At 61.9% G+C, this 20,386-nt stretch carries 17 protein-coding genes; 6 read left to right on the top strand and 11 right to left on the bottom strand.

Annotation, left to right across the window (positions count from 1 at the left end):
* Window positions 1–4: 4 nt before the first annotated feature.
* From AACU78_RS23900 to AACU78_RS23875, 6 genes are all read right to left on the bottom strand, one after another.
* Window positions 5–709 carry an ABC transporter permease gene (locus AACU78_RS23900; RefSeq protein WP_106578135.1) on the bottom strand — a complete coding sequence of 235 codons (705 nt, stop codon included), beginning with the start codon at window positions 707–709 and terminating at the stop codon, window positions 5–7.
* 1 nt (window position 710) lies between these two features.
* Window positions 711–1,565: a transporter substrate-binding domain-containing protein gene (locus AACU78_RS23895; RefSeq protein WP_164487937.1), complete on the bottom strand. Its 855-nt coding sequence runs from the start codon at window positions 1,563–1,565 to the stop codon at window positions 711–713.
* 23 nt (window positions 1,566–1,588) lie between these two features.
* Window positions 1,589–3,583: an aminotransferase class I/II-fold pyridoxal phosphate-dependent enzyme gene (locus tag AACU78_RS23890; protein WP_106578133.1), complete on the bottom strand. Its 1,995-nt coding sequence runs from the start codon at window positions 3,581–3,583 to the stop codon at window positions 1,589–1,591.
* A 190-nt stretch (window positions 3,584–3,773) separates the two neighbouring features.
* Entirely contained in the window at window positions 3,774–3,896 is a 123-nt protein-coding gene (locus AACU78_RS23885) for a hypothetical protein (RefSeq protein ID WP_256586973.1), read from the bottom strand.
* Between the two features lie 20 nt (window positions 3,897–3,916).
* Window positions 3,917–4,672 carry a CDP-diacylglycerol diphosphatase gene (locus AACU78_RS23880; RefSeq protein WP_106578132.1) on the bottom strand — a complete coding sequence of 252 codons (756 nt, stop codon included), beginning with the start codon at window positions 4,670–4,672 and terminating at the stop codon, window positions 3,917–3,919.
* Between the two features lie 63 nt (window positions 4,673–4,735).
* The gene (locus AACU78_RS23875; protein ID WP_106578131.1) at window positions 4,736–5,719 is read right to left on the bottom strand and encodes an aldo/keto reductase; all 984 of its coding nucleotides are present in this window, start codon (window positions 5,717–5,719) and stop codon (window positions 4,736–4,738) included.
* 113 nt (window positions 5,720–5,832) lie between these two features.
* Between AACU78_RS23875 and AACU78_RS23870 the strand changes: the two genes are divergently transcribed.
* The 3 genes from AACU78_RS23870 (at window position 5,833) to AACU78_RS23860 (ending at window position 13,408) form a co-directional block, all read left to right on the top strand.
* Window positions 5,833–6,759 carry a LysR family transcriptional regulator gene (locus tag AACU78_RS23870; RefSeq protein ID WP_106578130.1) on the top strand — a complete coding sequence of 309 codons (927 nt, stop codon included), beginning with the start codon at window positions 5,833–5,835 and terminating at the stop codon, window positions 6,757–6,759.
* 184 nt (window positions 6,760–6,943) lie between these two features.
* Window positions 6,944–11,968, top strand: a complete 5,025-nt coding sequence (locus AACU78_RS23865; RefSeq protein ID WP_106578129.1) for a glycosyltransferase family 32 protein — start codon at window positions 6,944–6,946, stop codon at window positions 11,966–11,968.
* Window positions 11,969–12,040: 72 nt separating this feature from the next.
* A complete protein-coding gene (locus tag AACU78_RS23860) occupies window positions 12,041–13,408 on the top strand; it encodes a cation:proton antiporter (RefSeq protein ID WP_106578128.1) in 1,368 nt (455 codons plus the stop codon).
* Here AACU78_RS23860 and AACU78_RS23855 read toward each other — a convergent pair.
* From AACU78_RS23855 to AACU78_RS23845, 3 genes are all read right to left on the bottom strand, one after another.
* Window positions 13,399–13,533: a hypothetical protein gene (locus tag AACU78_RS23855; protein WP_256586972.1), complete on the bottom strand. Its 135-nt coding sequence runs from the start codon at window positions 13,531–13,533 to the stop codon at window positions 13,399–13,401. The two genes, AACU78_RS23860 and AACU78_RS23855, sit on opposite strands and share 10 nt — an antisense overlap.
* Window positions 13,534–13,544: 11 nt before the next feature.
* Window positions 13,545–13,757 carry a hypothetical protein gene (locus AACU78_RS23850; RefSeq protein ID WP_106578127.1) on the bottom strand — a complete coding sequence of 71 codons (213 nt, stop codon included), beginning with the start codon at window positions 13,755–13,757 and terminating at the stop codon, window positions 13,545–13,547.
* A gap of 95 nt (window positions 13,758–13,852) precedes the next feature.
* Window positions 13,853–14,398, bottom strand: coding sequence for a hypothetical protein (locus AACU78_RS23845; protein ID WP_106578126.1), 546 nt, complete (start codon window positions 14,396–14,398; stop codon window positions 13,853–13,855).
* 449 nt (window positions 14,399–14,847) lie between these two features.
* Between AACU78_RS23845 and AACU78_RS23840 the strand changes: the two genes are divergently transcribed.
* From AACU78_RS23840 to AACU78_RS23830, 3 genes are all read left to right on the top strand, one after another.
* Window positions 14,848–16,257 carry a circularly permuted type 2 ATP-grasp protein gene (locus AACU78_RS23840; protein WP_106578125.1) on the top strand — a complete coding sequence of 470 codons (1,410 nt, stop codon included), beginning with the start codon at window positions 14,848–14,850 and terminating at the stop codon, window positions 16,255–16,257.
* 2 nt (window positions 16,258–16,259) lie between these two features.
* Window positions 16,260–17,210 carry an alpha-E domain-containing protein gene (locus AACU78_RS23835; RefSeq protein ID WP_106578124.1) on the top strand — a complete coding sequence of 317 codons (951 nt, stop codon included), beginning with the start codon at window positions 16,260–16,262 and terminating at the stop codon, window positions 17,208–17,210.
* A gap of 104 nt (window positions 17,211–17,314) precedes the next feature.
* The gene (locus AACU78_RS23830) at window positions 17,315–17,743 is read left to right on the top strand and encodes a nuclear transport factor 2 family protein (RefSeq protein WP_106578123.1); all 429 of its coding nucleotides are present in this window, start codon (window positions 17,315–17,317) and stop codon (window positions 17,741–17,743) included.
* A 107-nt stretch (window positions 17,744–17,850) separates the two neighbouring features.
* Here AACU78_RS23830 and msrA read toward each other — a convergent pair whose 3' ends face one another.
* On the bottom strand, window positions 17,851–18,546 hold the full coding sequence (msrA, locus tag AACU78_RS23825) for a peptide-methionine (S)-S-oxide reductase MsrA (protein ID WP_106578122.1): 696 nt from the start codon (window positions 18,544–18,546) through the stop codon (window positions 17,851–17,853).
* An 85-nt stretch (window positions 18,547–18,631) separates the two neighbouring features.
* Window positions 18,632–20,374, bottom strand: a complete 1,743-nt coding sequence (locus tag AACU78_RS23820; RefSeq protein WP_106578121.1) for a cytochrome c biogenesis protein DipZ — start codon at window positions 20,372–20,374, stop codon at window positions 18,632–18,634.
* Window positions 20,375–20,386 lie beyond the last annotated feature (12 nt).

Here is a 20,386-nt window from a genome sequence, read left to right as displayed (position 1 = left end):
CGACTCACTCGACAACCGGCATCCAGCGACGAATACGTCGCTCCAGGCGCCCGGACAGGTAGTTGGAAGCCAGCGTCACCAGGTAATACAAGGCGGCGGCCGTGAGGTAGAACAGCAAATACTGACGGGTGGAACCGGCCGCCTGCTTGGCCGTGTACAGCAGCTCGTTGGTGCCGACCACGCTGATCAAGGCGCTGTCCTTGATCAGGTTGATCCACAGGTTGGACATGCCGGCCAAGGCGTACGGCGCCATGATCGGCAAGGTCACCCGGCGGAACAGGCCAAACCCGCTCAGGCCAAACGCCCGCGCCGCCTCGATCTGACCGTGGGGAATGGCCAGGATGGCTGCGCGGAATATTTCCGAGGCATAGGCGCCCTGCACCAGCCCCAGCACCAGGATCGCCACCAGCGGGCCGCTGATGTTTACCTGTTCGAAACCCAGCCACAGCATCAGCGCGTTGAGGCCCATGGAACCTGCGTAGTACAGCAGCAGAATCAGCAGCAGTTCCGGCACCGCACGAAACACGGTGGTGTAACCGCGCATCAGCTGTGCAACCGGGCGTGGCGCGCTGAGCTTGGCGCAGGCCACCACCAGGCCGATCAGCAAGCCCACCGCGAAGGCGCCGGCGGAGATTTGCAGGGTCATCCATAACCCTTTGAGCAGCGCGTTGCCCCACCCTTGTTCGCCAAAGCTGAGAAGGTCGAGCATCTTATTCGGTCTTCTGCGCGATGGGCGGGTACGGGCTGTCGCAGGTCTTGCTCACAAACGCCGGGGTCTCGCCGCGTTTGCACGGGCTGACCGACAGGCCGAAGTAATGCTGGGCCAGGTCGTCATAGTCCTTGCTCACCAGCAGTTCGCCGATCGCCTTGTCGAGACGGGCCTTGAGCGCGGTGTCTTCCTTGCGTAAGCCGGCACCCACGCCACGGCCGATGATCGGGTCGTAGGGCACGCTGGCGATATGCGCCAGGCCGCTGGCTTCAGGGGTCTTGACCATCATCGCGATGGCCGTGTCGTCGGCCATCATGTAGTCGATGCGCCCGGCGATCAGGTCGGCGTTGGCCGATTCCTGAGTGTCGTAGTACTTAAGGTCGGCGATGTTCTCGTAGTACTTTTTCAGGTAATTGGCGCTGACGGTGGAGATCTGCACGCCGATCAGCTTGCCCTTGAGGCCTTCAGGCGTGATATCCACCGTCGCGCCCTTGGGCCCTGCCACGCCCAGCAGCGAATCGTAGTAGGCACGGCTGAAGGCGATCTGTTTTTCACGCTCATCGGTAACCGACATCGAGGAGAAAATCACGTCGATTTTCTTCGCCAGCAGCGACGGGATGATGCCATCCCAGGCCACTTCCTTGATCTGGCACTCGGCTTTCATGCCTTCACAGAGTTTGTGGATCAGGTCCACTTCAAAGCCGGACCACTCCCCGTTGCCGCCTTTGACGGTAAACGGTGGATAGGGTTCTGCCGCCACCGCGAACACGATGGGTTTCTCTGCGGCCTGGATAAACCCGGCGGCCACCATCAACACTGCACTGCTCAACCACGTTGCCATGCGTCTGGATTTCATGATTTGCCCCGTCTTTTTTGGCGTTAGCGAGTTTGATGCGCGTTGACGAACTGTCGGCAACGTTCACTGCGTGGGTCGATAAACACCGAGTCCGGCGAGCCGGTTTCCTCGATCATGCCTTGGTGCAGAAAAGCCACTTTGGAGGACACATCCCGGGCGAAGGCCATTTCATGGGTGACCAGGATCATGGTGCGGCCTTCTTCGGCCAGCGAGCGGATTACGCGCAGCACTTCGCCCACCAGTTCCGGGTCGAGGGCCGAGGTGGGTTCGTCAAACAGCATGACTTTGGGGCGCATGGCCAACGCGCGGGCAATCGCCACGCGTTGTTGCTGGCCACCGGAAAGAAACGCCGGGTATTCGTTGCGCTTGGCGGCAAGGCCGACGCGGTCGAGCAAGGCTTCGGCGCGCTCGATGGCCTCGGCGCGGCTTTCGCGCAGCACCTGGATGGGCGCCTCGATGAGGTTTTCCAGCACTGTGCGATGGGGCCACAGGTTGAAGTTCTGGAACACCATGCCCAAGGTCGAGCGGATGCGCACCAACTGCTTGGCATCGGCCACCAGTGGCGCGCCGGGAAGACCGTAATTCAACTTGATGCTTTCGCCATCGACATGAATGCTGCCCTGGTCGGGTACCTCGAGCATGTTGATGCAGCGCAGCAAGGTGCTTTTGCCCGAGCCGCTGGCGCCGATCAGCGAGATCACCTCGCCTTCGTGAGCCGTGAGGGAAATACCTTTGAGCACCTCGATATTGCCGAAGCGCTTATGCAGGTCGACGACTTCGATCATCGTTCTGGCTTGTGCCGGCTGCGCCACTTCGGGGGGCGGTGCGGCGGCGATACGCGGTTCAGCGACCTGCCGGGCGACAAACCCGGCGATGCGTCGGCAGGCCTCGGCCAGGCGTTCCTCACCCAGGGTGAAGGACAAGCGCACAAACCCTTGCGCGGGCTCACCAAAGGCGGCGGCATCGAGCACCGACACGCCCGCCTCGCGAAACAGCCGCCAGGCAAAATCCAATGACCCCAAGCCCGTGCCGCGCACGTCCACCAGCACAAACATGCCGGCTTGCGGTGCCTGCACCTTGATGCCCGGGCAGGCACTGAGGCCTGTCACCACCAGGTCGCGGCGGCGGCGGTAGATTTCGCGCATGCCCACCGTCACCTCGTCATGGGCCAGCACCGCCGCCGTGGCGGCTTCCATCACAAAGCCCGGCAAGCCATAGAGCATGCTCAGTACCAGGGTTTCGGCGTGCACGATCATCTGCGGTGCGGCGATGATCCAACCGATCCGCCAGCCGGTCATGGCGTGGGATTTGGACAAACTGCCGATCACGATGCAGCGCTCGGCCATGCCCGGCAACGCGGCAAGGCTGTGGTACTCGCCGTCGAACACCAGGCTTTCGTAGACCTCATCGACCACCACCCACAGGTCGTGGGCGATGGCCAGATCGGCAATGGCTTGCAGCTCTTGCGGGTTCAGCACCACACCCGTGGGGTTGTTCGGGTTGGAGAAGAACAGCGCCCGGGTCCGAGGCGTGATCGCAGCGCCGAGCCGTTGCGCATCCAGGCGAAACCCGGACTCCGGCGAACACGGCACGCGTGTAAGCGTGGCGCCGCTGGCCTTGAGCGTGGCTTCGTAGGTGACGTACATCGGGTCGAGCACCAGCACTTCATCACCGGCTTGCAGCAGGCACAGCGAACTGATGAACAACGCGTTCTGCGCGCCGGGCACGATGATGACGTTTTCGGCGCTCAACGGGCGGGACAAGGTCTTGCTGTAGCGCGCGGCAATCGCGTTGCGCAGCGCTGTACGGCCGGGGATTTCGGTGTAGTGAGTGTCGCCCTCGCGCAAGGCGCTGACGGCGGCGTCGGTGATGAATGACGGGGTGGCGAAGTCAGGGTCGCCGACGCTGAGAATGATGACGTCTTCGCCCTGGCTTGCGGCGTTGAACGCGGCGTGATGGATGTCCCAGGCGGCTACGCCCTGCCCTGCAATTCGTTCAACGAAGGGGGAAAACCGCATGCCAGAGTCTCTCGTTCAAGAAGAAAGCGCGAACCCGTGCAGGTGCAAACGGGTGGATGCGGTCAACATAGTGCAAACTGAACAGTCGTTCAATGGGTAGGTTCAGGCGGGTGTCGTTTATCGGTTAAAGAGGTCGCGAATGAAGTGACCGGGTGTAGGTCGCCCAGTATTAGGCCGGTTCAAATGCAGCTCAGCGCGTGTTCAAACCCATGCGGGTACTGGCGTTGCCCAGGCGCACACCGCTGCCGTATGGGATCGCCGCAGGGGCGACACCGACGAGCAGGAACAGCGAGGGCAACACCGTCAAGCGCATGCAGGCAGGTCCGAAAGGGGTCAATGTGCATTCATCAAGTCACAGCGATAGTCCTGCAGCTCACCGGCCGACCCCAGGTTGAGTTCGGTCAACGCCAGGTGCGTGGTCAGCAATACCAGGCTGCCATCGGCGCGCGGTGTCATCAGCAGGCTGTACTGGCTCATGGCGTCGCCCTGCGCCTCGACATACTCACGCAGCACGGCCAGCGGGTCCAGCGTATCGGCGTCCGCCGCCGTCAGCGTGCGGGCGCTGTAGGTGTGCCCCTTCAGGCGCGTCGGCAGCACCTGCCACTGCGCGGTGAGGTCGTTGCTGTGCCGGTTCAGCGCGGCAAACACCTCCGGGCGCAGGCACGCGATGTGCACGTGCAACTGGTTTTGCGAGCGGCCGTAACGTGAGTTGATCGCCACCGAGAGGAACGCGTCCGAAATCGGCTGTTGCAAGCCGTCGGACAGCACACTGCGATGCCGCCAGGCCTGGGCAAAGTAATGCGGCAGCAACTGTCGACCCAGCGCAGGGTCTTCAATGCCGGTGACCTTATCGACCGGAATCAACACATCATGCAGCGGGCCGTTGCGGTCTTTGAACAGCGTGTAGCCACGGTCCAGGTCCACCGCCAGGCACGGGCTGGGGTTTTGCTGCTGTTGCTGATGGGGCACGCATTGCTGGCTGACGATATGCCATAAAGCATCGGGGTTGCCCCGCCACTGCCAGGCGCCGACCAGCGCAAGCACACACAGCAAACCACCAGCGATCTTGAATACGGTACCGCGCTTCATGCAAAAAACCTCAACGTACGGGGATGTCAGTTATTTTTCTCGCTGACCTCCCTGTCGCTAGGGCTAACGTTTAGCTGGGGCCATAAATTCCGGGCCAATCGGATCTTTTATCGTGCTGGCGAGAATACGGTCGATATGTGTCAAGTCGTCGGCGCTCAGGTGCCAGCCGAATGCCTCGTCGAAGCCCTTCAACTGCTCCGGCCGACGGGCACCCCACAGCGCGATGGTTGGGCCCTGGTCCAATACCCAACGCAGTGCCAGGGCCAGTACGGATTTGCCATGGCATTCGCGGGCATACACGTCCAGTGCCGCCACCGCCGCCAGGTACTGCTCGAAACGCGGCGCCCTGAACTTGGGGTCGAGATTGCGTACGTCGTCGCCAGCAAAGCGGGTGGCCGAATGCATATTGCCGGCCAGCAACCCTCGGCACAGCGGGCCATAAGCCAACACCACCAGCGAGTGTCGCTTTGCATACGGCAGGATGTCGCTGTCAATGGCGCGCTCGAACACGTTGTACGGCGGTTGCACCGTGGCCAGGGCCGTGTGACGACTGAACTCGTCCAACTGCGCACTCGAGTAGTTGCTCACGCCCACCGCCAGGATCTTGCCTTCACGGCGCAGGCGCTCCAGCGCCTCGGCGGTTTCCTGCTGGGCCACCAGCGGGTCGGGCCAGTGCACCTGATACAGGTCGATGTAGTCGGTCTCCAGGCGTCGCAATGAATCCTCGACCTCTTTGCGAATGCGCTCGGCCGTGGCATTGCGGCGCGGGGTGCCGTCTTCCCACTGCAGCCCGGCTTTGGTAGCGATGACTGCCGAGTGACGTACGCCGCGCAAGGCTTTGCCGATCAGCTCCTCGGACAGCCCAAAGCCATACACCGGGGCGGTGTCGATCAGGTTGATGCCGCAGTTCAAGGCATGGCGCAGGGTCCTGGTCGACTGTTCGTCATCCGCGCCGCCCCACAAGTGTCCGCCCATGGACCAGGTGCCAAGGGCAATCCGCGAGACCGGCTTGTCTATGCCAGAAATCCGGATGGTCTCGATGCGCATAAAAAAATACCCCTGCCCACAACATTGCTTAAAAAAGCAATTACTCTAGATCATCCGAGGTTGAATAGGGCTCAACGCCGCATGCAACCGAACTCCCATAAAAGAGGCTTGAAATGGCTGCTTTCAATCGTTCCGAACTGGCCGACCTGAATGTGTTCATGGCGATCATCCGCCGTCGCAGTTTCCGCCATGCCGCCCACGAACTGGGGGTGACCACGTCGGCGTTGAGCCACACCATGCGCAACCTGGAAACCCGCCTTGGGGTCAAGTTGCTGTACCGCACCAGCCGCGCCGTGGAGCCCACCGACGCCGGCACCCTGCTCGCCGAAAAGCTCAGCCTGGGTTTTGCCACCATCCAGGACGGCCTCGACACCCTCGAGCTGTACCGTGAAGCGCCGATTGGCCGCCTGCGTCTCAATGTGCCCAGGGATGCCGCGGTGCTGCTGTTGGCGCCGATCCTCGGCGACTTCGCCACCGCCTACCCGCAACTGCGCCTGGACCTGATCGTGCAGGACGCGATGATCGACATCATTGCCGAAGGCTACGACGCCGGTATCCGGTATGGCGCGACCGTGCCACAAGACATGGTCGCGGTGCCGCTGACCGGCCCGTTGCGCTGGATCGTGGTCGCCTCCCCTGCCTACCTCGCACGTCACGGGACGCCACAGGTTCCCAAAGACCTGCTGCAACACGCGTGCATCCGCATGTACCTGGGAGACAAGACCACTTACAAATGGGAACTGGGCAACGGCCCGCGTCAACAGCGCATCGACGTGCCTGGCCATTTCAGCGCAGCCGACACTGAAACCATCGTCAATGCCGCGCTGCAAGGTGTGGGCATTGCCTACTGCCTGTCCAACCGTGTGCAACAGGAACTGTCCGACGGCCGTCTGGTGGAAGTGATGCCCGACTGGGCCTGCCTGGGCGAACCGTTGTGCATGTACTACGCCAGCCGCCGGCAATCGCAGCCAGGGTTGCGCCAGTTGATGGACATGATTCGGCTGAACACCATCGGCTCGCAGTTAATGCAAAGGCCTTGAGCCTGTAAGGGATGTCAGCCGTTGATGTAGCCGAACGGACACCCCTGGCATCCGAGCATGAAGGCTGACATCAGGGGTAAAGATTATCGCCGCCAGGCGACGGAATCGCTGCACGCACTACTGCCACAAGGGGAGGCCACGCCACTGTGCCGTGGCGTATTCCCCTGCCCAGGTGACAGACTTTATGACCCGTATTTCCAACCCTCACGCTGCGCACGTGCAGCCAACGCAGGTTCCTGACAACAGCGTTGCGCCGCCCAGGCTCACCTCTGAGCCCGGCGCGCCCATTCAGCCAGACATCGAAGGCACCCGGGCCCACGGTGATCGCGAGCTGGCGGCTCAATACGGCGCTGCACTGCGCGGCGCAACCGGCGTGACCGCCCGCGACGCTGACCAGAAAATCTGGCCCATCCCCGCGCATTCAACCTTCGGGCAGTGGTGGGCGCAGCTGGCAAACGCCTTGCGATCACCGGACGTGGCCCAGTGGATCCATGACAAGGGCATAGACAGCCACTCGATCAGCCTCAACCCGGCGTCGGGGCGGATTCACTTCACGCGAAAGCGCTACCTGGATCCCGCCCAGACGCTGCACACGCTGGGGCTGGACGACAGAGACTGGGGCGCCATCAGCGGCCCGGTGCTCCAGGCGGCACGCGTCATCGCCGCCGGCCAGGCAGATGCGACCTTCACCCTGCCGGGCGCTACAAACGAGCACATCGCGCCCTTGGCGCTGGTGGGCAACTTTTATAAAGAGCCGCCCCACCTTTCGGGCTCGGCGCTAACACAGCGCGCCGACGTACTCAGCCGCGAGCGCCGCTTCGCCAGGCTCGACCCGGTGGTTTTTTCCGACGTGGTGGAATCGCGCAGCGAACGTGCCCTGCAAAGCCAGAAATCCGTCGTCGACGATACGCACGCGCAGCACCAGGCCGCAGCGTCGTTACGGTACCTGTCAGCGCAGTTGAAAGACGGCACGCGATCAAATGCCGACATCGCCGATGAGTTACAGGAAAACACCATTCAACTGGGCACCCACAGCACGTACCGCAGCGATCACATGCAGGCGTGGGCCGAGGTCAGCCTCAAGCGGTTCCTGGAAGATAACGGCTGGGATGTGCCGACCAGCCGCGAAGCCATGGACAACCTTGCCCAAGCAATCACCACGCCACCGCCCAATACCCCCACCCACGGGAACCTTGGCGGTGCGCTGAGCTGGCCGCAACCCCTGGATCAGCGCAACCAGCGACTGTTGAGTAGCGGCCTGTACGCAGGCGGCTTTGGCGACATTGATGTGCGCCCGTTTAACAATGTCCTGGAGTACCTGCTCGACAACAGGCCTCTCACGCCCTCAGCGCTGAGCCAGCCGCGACGCTTACTCGACGAGTTGCTCAACACGCCCAGAGGCAAGGCACTGGGCGAGGCCATCCAGGCCAGCTTCGAGGCACGGTCAATCAAGGGCAGTGCCACCGATTGGCTACTGGCGGCATTGAACGTGGAGCGTGTCAGGGTGGACGATCCGTTTGGCGCTGCGCGGTCAGACACGCCCCTGAGCATTGAAGGTTACACGCTGTTCTGCGCCGAAAACGCCGGCAAGTCCGCGTCTACGATCATCAGCGAGATGGAAGACCACCTGGTGACCACCGGGCGAGCGTCCTCCCCGGCCACCGCTTGCGTGCTGACTCACCTTTTGCTTGCCAGCCGGGCGCCGGCGCTTCTGGTCAAGGACATCCCCGATCAGGTGGCCGTGGGCACCCACAGCTGGGTCAGCTTTGCCACGGCGGTCGCGCGCATCGAGGCAAAATCGCCGGGGGCAACGGCGGCGATGAGCTATGCGCGCGTCATGCTGGAGGGCAGCATTGCACCCGTGACCGATGACGAGCGCCGCATTGAATACGCCGCCCAGCATGAAGCGATCAAGGACTGGGCCGTTGGCAATGGCCTGCACTACCCGACCACCGATGCAGCCATGGCCCTGGTGCGTCAGCGATTCAGTGCCCAGGTCAATGAGTTGAGAGAGGCTGCCCAAACGCAGATCGGCGAGATGCCGACCACAAAAGCGCTGGCGCTGGCACAACTGAAACTCGCTTTGCCGGCGATGGACCCGAACCTGTTCGAAGAAAAATGCATCACCTCGCAGCCCGCCAGCAGGCACTTCCCGGGGCCTTACTCGCTGCTGGATCTGTTTATCGACGGCAGAGCCCTGCTCGGCGCGCCCGACTCGTCCGATGATTGGGGCCGGGCCGGTCGCGCGGCTGCCAGCGCGGTGACGCTGGGCAACGTCGCTTTGCCCACGGATGGCGCGCCGGGGGCTTGGGTAGCGTCCTCGCATGCGATCAACATCAACGCCGCTCTGGCGACGCTTAAAGACCTGCCGCGTCCGCAGGATGCGTTTGATGAAGCGTTTGGGGCTTACACCAGCCGGGTAAAAAAGACCACCACTGCGCAACTCAAGCACTTGATCGCCAAGCTGCCGCTGGAAGACCGGCAAAACCTGGAATTCGGCAAAATAAGCGTGCGCAAGGAAATTGAATACAGCCGAGACGATCGCCGCGTTGCAGAAGGCGTTCTACTGGTCGAGACCCAGCGCAATGGCAAGGCCATGACCTATGCAGTCGACCGCCTCAAGGGCACGGTGACCCGGCGGCCGGGCCAGACCTACAAAGCGTACCCACCCGCCGGCGGTTGGTATCCGTCACCCGGCAAACGCTACGATGCCGTAAAGCCTGCGGGTGAATACTCATCGGCCCTGCTGGATGAGCGCAAAGGTGCGCACACCGTGCCTGATAGCTTCGCCAGTGACCGAACCCGGTACATGGCCGATGCGCTGATCGAAGACATCAACCTGCCCGCTGTGCACCGCAGCGCCAGAGGCGTGACGACGTTCGACACTGAAGTACCGACCTATAAGGTGGTTGAGGACGTAGCGCTGAATCTGATCCCGTTCAGGTCAGCCATCAAGCATTTCATCGACGGCAACGCGAAGGACGGTATCGTCGATCTGGCCTTCGATATCTTTGGTTTCGCGGTGGGCCTGGGGGCTGCGGCCAAGGGCGCGAAAGGCGCATTTGCCGGCGCGTCGGCCATCTCCAGGCTCGGCCAGACGTTCAAGATTGTCGGGCGCGCGGCGGTCGGCTCGCTCAACCCCCTGAGCGGGGTGGATGACCTGGCGCGCGGAGTCGCCAACGGCGTCCGCAGCTTAGCCGGCGCCAGCTATAGGGGCCTCAAGCACCTGCGCGGGTCTTACCGCAGTGTCAACCTGCTTGAGTTGGCGAAAAAGCCCGATATCGCGCAAGGCACCTTCAGGGCCTCCCACCGCGCGCAGAGCACCCCAGCGCTGGCCACATTCGATGAGGCGACCCAACAGTGGTATGCCGTTAATCCGCGCACCCAACAGGCGTACGGCAAACCGCTGGAAAACTTTGTCGTCGACAGCCCCAACTCAAACGACGCCAGCAGCCTGCACGCCCTCGGCGGCGATGACCTGGTAAAGATCGCCGATCGGCAACAGGGTCTGGCGGCAAACGGCACGTTCAAGGTCGGGCAACACACTGTTGAAGGTCATGCCGTGCTGTTCCAGGGTCACTGGCACCAATACGACGCGGTAAAAAAATACCCCTTTGGCCCCCCGCTCAAAGACTTCACGCCCAAGCGCCTGGCGGCCAGTGGCCAGACCCGGACACTGGACGCCAACCTGCGCGGTTATGAAGCCAGACACATAGCCCCGCACGCGCTGTCGACCAAGGGTTTGCAGGGCAACGTGTACGTAGGCCGCAGTAAAAAAGAATATGTAAAGGTCGACGGAACACTTTATGAGTCACGCTTGAAGGATGGCCAGCGAGTCATCCGGCACCCCAATGGCACGGGGCCAGACATCGCCATCAGGGACCTCGGTGTGTCCGGCTGGGAACCCACCTCCAGGTCCGCCCGGCTGCTGGGTGGCGCTCATGACACACCCACGCCCTGGAAATTTGGCGACAGCACTTACGTGGTCCCGATGGATGACATCGACGTTGTCGAACATGCAGCCACGCCGTTCAGGCTCAATCACAAAGGCGCCGAACACAGCGTCATCTTCGACAGTTCGGCCGGCGCGTGGAAACTGACCCCGCTCGCCACCGGTATCGATGACACGCCCACGAAGTATTTCTGGCGAAGTGCCAAGGGCAAGTGGCAACGGGGAACGCTTGATGAGTTCAGCAAAGCTAAAAAGGCCGACGCGCATCAGTACACCTTTATTGATGTCTCACCGCCGTCGGTGCTGAAGCTGCCAAACGAAGTGAAACCGCTGCCCAAGGCGCTGCACTATTTTTGGGCCGGCCAGGAAATACCGTCGCACCTGGCCGACAACATCGCCAGGAACGCCACTCAGGCGCCCGGTTATACCTCCATCCTTCACGTCGATGCCGACAGCCCGGCGGTGTTTCAACGCATAAAAAACACGCTGGAGAGCAAGGTGCCCGGCGTGAAGATCGTGAACCTGCATGAGGACGAAGTCTTCAAGCAACTCAGGCGCGGCGAAATGTACGACTACTTTCGGCAGGGGCAAGGCAAAAACCTGGCGGCCGCCTCGGACGTTGCGCGTTATCCCATCATGAACAAGCACGGCGGTGTGTACCTGGACACCGATGACGTCATTCAAAAAAACATCGGCACCGGCGCATTGCTCGCCGGCGCTGACGATGTTCTGCTCGGCGCGCCGGTCGTGCATCGCCTGACCGACTACACACCGTTCTATAACACCAGTAACTTCGCGACACGCCCTGGCAACCCGATCATCGAGGCGATGATCACGCAGATGAACCAACGTTTTAAAGCCAACAAGGCGTACTTCGCGGCCAACCGCCCCACTGCCACGAAATCCGCCAATGGCCGGGTGCACTACACACCCGAATTCAGCGCTTATGAACGCAAGATATTCGAGACCGCAGGCCCGAATCTGTTCAATGACATCCTCAAGTCGAAACGGCCCGACCTGTACGACCTGGGTTTGGATGGATTAGCCAAAGAGTCCAAGCTGGTCGACGGCAGCCTCGTCTCGTCCGGCCCTATCGTCGACATTGAAAACGACGTACTTGGCGTCTACGCCAGCAAAGGGCTTGCGCCACCGGATCATCTGCGTGAGCAGATACAAAAAATCAAACACCACTACTACCCGCTTCGCTACCGGTTCAACATCAGGATCGGCGCCGATCATTCGTGGATCAACACCTGACCCAACAACTTTGAACCAGTACCGGGTCGTGGTCCTCCAACGGCTACAAACCACGGCCACGGTGCACGTTCGATGACTTTTATTCTTTGGTTGGCCGTACTCGGCGCGGTATTGCTGACCCTCGCCCTCACCTCCTCCTACCTGCGCTGGATGCCGGTGACGACCTCGGCAGTCTGCCTGTTGCTGGGCATCGCCATTGGGCCCCTGGGCATGGACCTGCTGCAGATGGACATCAAGGCTTCCGCACGCTGGATGGAGCACTTGACGGAAGTGGCGGTGCTGTTTTCGCTGTTCGTCAGCGGCTTGAAGCTGCGCCTGCCATTGCGGCATCGCACCTGGCGCATTGCGTTTGGCATGGCAGGCCCGGTGATGTTGCTGACTATCCTGGGCAGTGGCCTCGCGCTGCATTACCTGTTCGGGCTTTCCTGGGGCGTTTCGCTGCTGGTCGGTGCCATTCTGGCGCCGACCGACCCGGTGCTGGCCGGCCTGGTTCAGGTCAACAATGCGCAGGACTACGACGCGCTGCGTTTTGGCCTGTCGGGCGAGGCCGGCTTGAACGATGGCACGGCGTTTCCGTTTGTGATTTTTGCGCTGTTATTCATGCAGCATGGCGGCTTTGACGGTGACTGGCTGGGCGTCTGGGCCCTGAAAAACCTGCTGTGGGCCGTACCGGCCGGGTTGCTGATCGGCTACTGGATGGGCCGGGGCATCGGCCGCGTGACCTTGTGGATGCGCATCACCAATGAAGACAGCACCTTGTCGCCCAACGATTACCTGACGCTGGCGTTGATCGCCCTGGCCTACGTGGCGGCCGAGGCGGTGGGCGGCTACGGCTTTTTGTCGGTGTTCGCCGCCGGGCTCGGCTTGCGCCAGGCAGAGTTCAGGTCAACGGGCAATTCGCAGACGCCCTCCGAGCACTTGGCATTGCCGGTGGTGGGCCATCTGGAGGTGGAACCTGCACGCGCGCTCCAAGGTGATGTCAGTGAACTGCAAGACACACAGATCGCCGCCGGTGTGATGATGGGCGACATGCTGTCATTCGGCAGCCTGGTGGAACGCTCGATGGAGGTTTTCCTGGTGACGCTGCTGGGGATCATTCTGGTCAGTCATTGGGACTGGCGCGCGCTGCCGGTGGCGGCGCTGTTGTTTTGCGTGATTCGGCCGGCGAGTGTGCTGGCCGTACCCTGGGGCAGCCTGATCGACTATCGGCAGCGTGGCTTGATGGGCTGGTTCGGCATTCGCGGGATCGGCAGCATCTACTACCTGTTCTACGCGCTCAACCATGGGTTGATCGGCACCAGCAGTGCGGTGGCGGTGAACCTTACGGTGTCGGTAATCGCCTTGAGCATCGTCGTTCATGGCCTGAGTACCCAGCCGATGCTGGCCTGGTATGAACGACGTGCCAAGGTGAAAGCTCAAAAGATTGCAGCTCAGTCCTGATTTTCGGTATGACCTACATCGGCCGCGTCATCCAGATCGTTCAGCGGCACTTCTGCATCATCCATCAATGAGCCCGGGTCTTCGTTGCCCGGGTCGTTGAGTTCTTCGTCGTCTTGTTCTGACATGACCGTCTCCTCTAACCGCCTTGGGTATCGATATCGGCATCCGTCTCAGGCTTGACTTCGGGCTCAGGCTTGAAGTCGGGGCTGTAGTCGTTTTCCTTGGCTTTTGGATCGCTGGCAGGCTTGGGGTCTTTAGGCGCGTCGGCGCCAGTGCCGGGCGCCGGCTCTCCACCATCGATGGCCGGGTCGTTGCGGTTGCTGACTTGCGGATCGTTGCTTGTATTCATGGGGGTCACCTCTTCGCAGTTTCGGAAAACACATCCTGCGTAAAGGTAAGGTCCCGCGCAGGACGATGAAGTTCCGACGATTTAAGCAGCAGTGCTCAAGACACAGGGTTATCGATCTGGATGTAGAACGCGTAGACGCCCAGCAACAGCCAGAACACCATGAACAGCCATGGCGCGCGCATGGAAAACAGCAGCGACTTGCGATAGCCCTTGTGCGACGACTCGGTTTCGCAAAACAGCGGCGAATCGTCATAGGCCATGCCCATGACCGGCTCGCTGCGCAGCAATTCGCTTTGTTTGTAGTGCCAGTGGTCGATGATTTCGTACGCGGCACGGATCCCCGGCCAGGCATTCAGGGAACTGAGCACTCCCAGGGAGGCCAGGAACACCGGCACGATCAGGGTGAAAAACTTGCCCCATTCCGGGTTCAGGTTGCCCATGCCGGAGACAAACGCGATGACCAGAAACGACTGCGCCGTCAGGTAGGCATCGGTGCGGTTGGCCAGGATGGAGGTTTCGTACTGGATTTCGCGGCGATAGAAGTCAAGGCGGTCCTTGGGCGAACCAAAAATCTTGGCGTTGTGTTCACTGTGATCGTCCAGCGCTGCTTCGGGGGTGTTCGGGGAGATGATTCTGGGCACGACGGTGCTCCACAAGATTGCGAGTCTCGTTAGAAGAATCAGGCAGCGGTGAAGTTCAAGTTTGTTCATGCACCATTGTGGAACAGGCCCTGCACCCTTGTAGTGAGCGGGCTTGCCCCGCGTTGGCGTGCGCAGCGCGCCTGCTTTCGCTGGGGGCCGCTGCGCAGCCCAACGCGGGGGAGGCCGCTCGCCACAGCACGCCCGCTACCACCATCAGCCCGCTCGCCGCAGGATTAAATCAACACAATCCCCGGTTCCGGCACACGCATTGCTTTATCCATTCATCTGCCCGGATTCAGGAGCATTCGTTACCCCCCGACCCAGAGCCGACCCCATAAGAAAGTAAGGACCAGGCCTGTTGGCACGATCAGCCACGGGCTCATAAAAAAATGCGTTTTTTAAAGCGGCAGTGCCACCCAAGCACCCCTGGGCACTGACAAGGTACTGGAATGGCTCGATCTTTCTTTGATGAAATGAATGACGCACATGGCGTGTGCCGTGCGCACTATCAGGATTTCTCCCGCTGGCTGGCCAACACGCCGCCGGAACTGCTGGCGCAAAGGCGCCGCGAAGCCGATTTGCTGTTCCACCGCGCCGGGATCACCTTCACCCTCTACGGCGACGAGCAGGACACCGAGCGCCTGATCCCCTTCGACATCATTCCCCGCAGCATCCCCGCCACTGAATGGAGCGTGATCGAACGCGGCTGTATCCAGCGCGTCAATGCGCTGAACATGTTCCTGGCCGACATCTATCACGACCAACGCATCATCAAGGCCGGGATCATTCCCGCCGAGCAGGTGCTGGGCAACGAGGGTTATCAGAAGGCGATGGTCGGGCTGGACCTGCACCGCGACATCTACTCGCACATTTCCGGGGTTGACCTGGTGCGCGACGGCGACGGCACCTACTACGTGCTCGAAGACAACCTGCGCACCCCCAGCGGCGTGAGCTACATGCTCGAAGACCGCAAGATGATGATGCGCCTGTTCCCGGAAGTGTTCGCCAAGCAGCGCATCGCGCCGGTGGACCACTACCCCAACCTGCTGCTCAAGACCCTGAAAAGTTCCAGCCGCCTCGACAACCCCAACGTGGTGGTGCTGACCCCGGGCCGCTTCAACAGCGCCTTCTTCGAACACGCCTTCCTCGCCCGAGAAATGGGCGTGGAACTGGTCGAAGGCGCCGACCTGTTCGTGCACGACCTCAAGGTGTTCATGCGCACCACCGACGGGCCCAAGCCGGTGGATGTGATTTACCGGCGAATCGACGACGCCTTCCTCGACCCCAAGGCCTTCAATCCCGATTCGATGCTCGGCGTGCCGGGGCTGGTTGCCGCCTATTGTGCCGGCAATGTGGTGCTGGCCAATGCAATTGGCACCGGCGTGGCCGATGACAAGTCGATTTACCCGTACGTGCCGCAGATGATCCGTTTCTACCTGGATGAAGAGCCGATTCTGCAAAACGTGCCGACCTTTCAGTGCCGCAAGCCGGATGAACTGTCCCACGTGCTCGCCCACTTGCCGGAATTGGTGGTCAAGGAAACCCAGGGCTCGGGCGGCTACGGCATGCTGGTCGGCCCGGCCTCCACCGCCGCCGAAATCGAGGACTTCCGCCAACGCATCAAGGCACGTCCCCACGCCTACATCGCCCAACCGACCCTGAGCCTGTCCACCTGCCCCACCTTCGTCGAAAACGGCATTGCGCCGCGGCATATCGACCTGCGCCCGTTCGTACTCTCGGGCAAGGAAACCCGCCTGGTGCCCGGCGGCCTGACCCGCGTGGCATTGAAGGAAGGCTCGTTGATCGTCAACTCGTCGCAAGGCGGCGGAACCAAGGACACCTGGGTGGTGGAGGGCTGAGTATGTTGAGTAGAACCGCCGCAGATCTGTACTGGATGTCGCGTTACCTGGAACGCGCCGAAAACCTGGCGCGCATGCTTGAAGTCAGTTACTCGCTGTCGCTGATGCCCCAGGCCGGGCACAGCGATGGGCTGGACGAACTGGCGATGGCGTTGCTCAGCAGCGGCACCCTGGAGAATTACCTGGAGCGTCACAAAGAGCTGGACGCGACGCTCATGCTGCACTTCTTCGCCCTCGACGAAGAAAACCCCGCCAGCATCTACAACTGCCTGCGTGCCGCGCGGGGCAACGCCCACGCGGTACGCGGACGCATTACCGCCGACATGTGGGAAAACCTTAACGCCACCTGGCTGGAAATGCGCAGCATCGCCGCCGGTGGCCTCGCGCGGCACGGCATCAGCCACTTCTGTGACTGGGTCAAGCAGCGTTCGCACCTGTTCCGCGGCGCGACCTCCGGCACCATCATGCGCAATGACGCATACCGGTTTATCCGCCTGGGCACCTTCGTCGAGCGCGCGGACAACACCTTGCGCTTACTGGACGCGCGCTATGAGATGTTTGGCGAGGAGTCGGAAGAAGTCAGCGACTTGTCGGCACGCGGCTATTACCAGTGGAGCGCCCTGCTGCGGGCGTTGTCGTCGTTTGAGGCCTACACCGAGCTGTACCCGAATGCCTTGAATGCGCGCTCGGTATCGGAGTTGCTGCTGCTGCGCAGTGACGTGCCGCGTTCGTTGCATGCGTGTATCGAGGAGCTGAGCCATATCCTCGCGGGCTTGCCCGGCAGCTATGGGCGCACGGCGCAGCGCCTGGCGGCGGAATTCGAGGCGCGCCTGCGCTATACCGGGATCGATGAGATTCTGGAGGACGGCTTGCACAGCCGCCTGACGGACTTTATCGACACGGTGCGTGAGCTGGCACGGGCGATTCATAGCTCGTACCTGGAAGTGGTGTGAGTTGCAGTCACTTAACTGTCAGTTCGGGTGATTGACCCTGCTCAGGTGCCGCTCTTATGTTGGGCAGGTGAAAGGCCTTCCCATCCCAAGAACAGGTACAGCGCATGTCCGAACTGACACTGACCCCCGCCGCCGCTCAGACGTTGCAACGCTGGCACGCGATGCTGGCCGGGCGCGATCTGCAATCGCTGCCCGAACTGCTGGCGCCTGATGCCGTCTTCCGCTCACCCATGGCCCACACGCCCTACCCTGGCGCGCCCGTGGTGTCGATGATTCTGAACACCGTGATCACGGTGTTTGAAGACTTCAAGTACCACCGTGAAATGGCCACGGCCGACGGGCTCAGTGTGGTGCTGGAGTTCAGCGCGCGGGTGGGCGACAAGCAGCTCAAGGGGATTGACCTGATTCGTTTTAATGAGTCGGGGCAAATCGTCGAGTTTGAAGTGATGGTGCGGCCGCTGAGCGGGTTGCAGGCGTTGGGTGAGGAAATGGGGCGGCGGTTGGCGCCTTATCTGGCAAACGCCAAAGGTTAAAACTGTGGGAGCGGGCTTGCCCGCGATAGCGCAGGTTCAGTTGCATCGGTGGTGACTGAACGGACGCCATCGCGGGCAAGCCGCTCCCACATTGGGTTTTGTGTTGGTTATTGGTTTTTTACCAGTACGGGTTCTGCGCGGTATTGGTCCGGAAACAGCTTTTTCAGCTGCGCCACTTTCGGCAGGTCATTGATCACGATGTAGGGGTAGGACGGGTTCTCGGTGAGGAAGTCCTGGTGATAAGACTCGGCGGGGTAAAACGCCTTGCCCATCTCCACTTTGGTCACGATCGGCTTGGCGAAGGCCTTGGCAGCGTCGAGCTGCGCGATGTAGGCCTGGGCGACTTTTTGCTGCTCGGCATTTTGCGCGAAAATCTCAGAGCGGTACTGGGTGCCACTGTCCGGGCCCTGGCGGTTGAGTTCGGTGGGGTTGTGGGCCACCGAGAAGTAGATCTGCAGCAGCTTGCCGTAGCTGACCTTGCTCGGATCGTAGGTCACCGACACCGACTCGGCGTGGCCGGTGTCGCCCTCGCTGACCGACTCGTACTGCGCCGTGTTGGCCGCGCCGCCGTCGTAGCCGGACACGGCGTTTTTCACGCCCTGTACATGCTGGAACACCCCTTGCACGCCCCAGAAACAGCCACCGGCAAACACCGCGGTTTGCAGGTTGCCGGACTCGGCCGGCAGGTCCAGCGCGGGCGGCGCGATCATCACCGCGTCATCGGAGGCGCCGAAAGAAAAGGCCGAGCTTTGACCGACGAAGGTGGCGAAGGCCAATGCGGGTAAAATTTTGAGAAGTCTCATAAAACTCACTCCAGAGCGCGGTCGAGTGTGGGAGCTGACTTGCCTGCTCCCACATTGATTGGGTTTTCACTTCAAGATTGGTGGGTCAGCCGAAGGTGAAGGCATAAGCCGCCACGTGCGGGTCGAGAAATTCGATGCTGAAGGTGCGGTCCTTGACCCCGGCAGGCTGGCGCACGAGCTGATACAGGCGTTGCTCGGTCACCGTGCCGCTGCCATCGGGCGCCACATCCGTGCCGTGGGCATTGCCCGGCGCTTGGCCGTCAATCGTCACCTTGAAACGCACCGGCTTGCCATCGGCACCCGGGCCCAGCACCAGGTGCAGGTCACGGGCATGGAAGCGGTAGACGATGCGCCCGCCAGCCCGGTCGAGGGTGGCTTGCTGGCCGCCGACATTCCATGGGCCTTCCAGGGTCCAGTTGTTCAGCGCCAGGGTGCCGGCTGCCGGGTAATTCACCACGGTGTCAGTGCCCAGGGTGCCGGTGGTGACGAAGTTTTCCGCACGCTGGAAGCCCAGGTAGGTTTCCGGCGATTGCACCTCGTTCATGTCCGGCGCTTGCTGCACGCCCTTGGCGTCGGCTTCGATCAAGCCACCGGCGACGTGGGTCGCGCCAGCCTCACGCAGCAGTTGTTGAATGACGCGTTCGGACTCGGCGTAATCGCCCTCACCAAAGTGGTGATAGCGAATCTGGCCCTTGGCATCGGCAAAGTAGTGCGCCGGCCAGTACTGGTTGTTGAAGGCGCGCCAGATTTTATAGTTGTTGTCGATCGCCACCGGGTAGGTGATGCCCAGATCCTTCATGGCCTTGGTGACGTTGCTCACGTCGCGTTCAAAGGCGAATTCCGGGGCGTGTACGCCAATCACCACCAGGCCCTGGTCGTGGTATTTCTCGGCCCAGGCTTTGACATACGGCAAGCTGCGCAGGCAGTTGATGCAGGAGTAGGTCCAGAAATCCACCAGCACCACTTTGCCTTTGAGCGCTTCGGCGCTCAGTGGCGGGCTGTTGAGCCACTGCACCGCGCCGTCCAGCGCCGGCAAAGCCCCTTCGATGGGCAGCGAATCGCTGTGGTTGGCCGCCGCCATCATCGCGCCGCTCTTCTGTTCGGGCTTGGCGCTGAGTGTGTTCACCAGGCTTTGTTCCAGGCCGCCGGTGGAGGCTGTCGACAAGCGCGACAGCACCCCGGTGTCCAGGCCCAGCGCGATGGCGGCCACGCCGGCCAACATCAGTGCACCCAGACCGCGGCGCAGCCATTCGCCGGCGCCGAGCGACTTTTTCATCAAGCCAAAGACTTTACCGCCGACCAGCAGCGCCAGCGCCAGTGACGTCGCAGCACCGGCGGCGTAGGCCAGCAACAGCAAGGTCGTGCCGATGCTGGCGCCCTGCAGTGCCGCGCCGGTCAGTACCAACCCGAGGATGGGCCCGGCGCAGGGAGCCCAGAGCAAACCGGTGGCCACGCCGATCAGGAACGAGGCGCCCGGACGCGGTCTGGCGTCGGCTCCAGCGGCTTCGGACAGGCGACTGCCGGCGGCCACCAAGGGCCGCGTCAGGCGCTGCGACAATTGCGGCAGCAACAGCGTGAGTCCGAACAGGGCAACGCACAGCAACGCGAGCCAGCGCCCGTATTGATTGACTTGCACCACCCAACCGCCGCCCACTGCCGCCAGCGAGGCCACCAGGGCGAACGTCACCGCCATCCCCGCCAACAGCGGCAAGCCACTGCGCATAAACGGCTGCCCGGTGCGAGCGAAGACAAAAGGCAGAACAGGCAGGATGCACGGGCTGACAATTGTCAGCACGCCGCCCAGATACGCGAGAACCAGAAGCCACATGGGATCGTCCCT

This window comes from Pseudomonas sp. R9.37 (genome assembly GCF_963878885.1).
Classification (GTDB): Bacteria; Pseudomonadota; Gammaproteobacteria; order Pseudomonadales; family Pseudomonadaceae; genus Aquipseudomonas.
This window is presented reverse-complemented; position numbering and strand designations above follow the sequence as displayed.

What these genes read in the sequence shown, in the direction of transcription:
- AACU78_RS23900 (WP_106578135.1), bottom strand. Translation starts at nt 709, where the DNA reads ATGCTCGACCTTCTCAGCTTTGGCGAACAAGGGTGGGGCAACGCGCTG.
- AACU78_RS23895 (WP_164487937.1), bottom strand. Translation starts at nt 1,565, where the DNA reads ATGAAATCCAGACGCATGGCAACGTGGTTGAGCAGTGCAGTGTTGATG.
- AACU78_RS23890 (WP_106578133.1), bottom strand. Translation starts at nt 3,583, where the DNA reads ATGCGGTTTTCCCCCTTCGTTGAACGAATTGCAGGGCAGGGCGTAGCC.
- AACU78_RS23885 (WP_256586973.1), bottom strand. Translation starts at nt 3,896, where the DNA reads ATGCGCTTGACGGTGTTGCCCTCGCTGTTCCTGCTCGTCGGTGTCGCC.
- AACU78_RS23880 (WP_106578132.1), bottom strand. Translation starts at nt 4,672, where the DNA reads ATGAAGCGCGGTACCGTATTCAAGATCGCTGGTGGTTTGCTGTGTGTG.
- AACU78_RS23875 (WP_106578131.1), bottom strand. Translation starts at nt 5,719, where the DNA reads ATGCGCATCGAGACCATCCGGATTTCTGGCATAGACAAGCCGGTCTCG.
- AACU78_RS23870 (WP_106578130.1), top strand. Translation starts at nt 5,833, where the DNA reads ATGGCTGCTTTCAATCGTTCCGAACTGGCCGACCTGAATGTGTTCATG.
- AACU78_RS23865 (WP_106578129.1), top strand. Translation starts at nt 6,944, where the DNA reads ATGACCCGTATTTCCAACCCTCACGCTGCGCACGTGCAGCCAACGCAG.
- AACU78_RS23860 (WP_106578128.1), top strand. Translation starts at nt 12,041, where the DNA reads ATGACTTTTATTCTTTGGTTGGCCGTACTCGGCGCGGTATTGCTGACC.
- AACU78_RS23855 (WP_256586972.1), bottom strand. Translation starts at nt 13,533, where the DNA reads ATGTCAGAACAAGACGACGAAGAACTCAACGACCCGGGCAACGAAGAC.
- AACU78_RS23850 (WP_106578127.1), bottom strand. Translation starts at nt 13,757, where the DNA reads ATGAATACAAGCAACGATCCGCAAGTCAGCAACCGCAACGACCCGGCC.
- AACU78_RS23840 (WP_106578125.1), top strand. Translation starts at nt 14,848, where the DNA reads ATGGCTCGATCTTTCTTTGATGAAATGAATGACGCACATGGCGTGTGC.
- AACU78_RS23835 (WP_106578124.1), top strand. Translation starts at nt 16,260, where the DNA reads ATGTTGAGTAGAACCGCCGCAGATCTGTACTGGATGTCGCGTTACCTG.
- AACU78_RS23830 (WP_106578123.1), top strand. Translation starts at nt 17,315, where the DNA reads ATGTCCGAACTGACACTGACCCCCGCCGCCGCTCAGACGTTGCAACGC.
- msrA (WP_106578122.1), bottom strand. Translation starts at nt 18,546, where the DNA reads ATGAGACTTCTCAAAATTTTACCCGCATTGGCCTTCGCCACCTTCGTC.
- AACU78_RS23820 (WP_106578121.1), bottom strand. Translation starts at nt 20,374, where the DNA reads ATGTGGCTTCTGGTTCTCGCGTATCTGGGCGGCGTGCTGACAATTGTC.